General features: G+C 65.5%; 1 protein-coding gene. It reads right to left on the bottom strand.

The features are described from left to right. On the bottom strand, window positions 1-281 hold a 281-nt coding region (locus tag L6D81_RS29390; RefSeq protein ID WP_236183006.1), incomplete at both ends, for an RHS repeat domain-containing protein.

Below are 281 nucleotides of genomic sequence, written 5' to 3' on the forward strand. Positions count from 1 at the left end.
GGCTGTGCAGGAAACCGTTGCGGTACTCGTAGGACGTCGGCGCATCGTCCGGCGGAATCAGCGCGATCAGCCGTCCGGCATCGTCGTAGCGGTACTCGGTAACCGCGCCGAGCGCATCCTGCTCGGCAACCAATCGGCCCTGCGCGTCGTAAGCCTTGAGCTGTTCACCACCGTCGGCGGCGACCTGACGCACCAGCCGCGCCGTATCGTCGTGGACGTAAACCTCTTGCGTGCCGTCGACGTACTGCACCGTGACACGGCCGGCGTCATCCCAGACGTAA

The organism is Pseudomonas sputi (genome assembly GCF_021603585.1).
GTDB classification, from domain to species: Bacteria; Pseudomonadota; Gammaproteobacteria; order Pseudomonadales; family Pseudomonadaceae; genus Aquipseudomonas; species Aquipseudomonas sputi.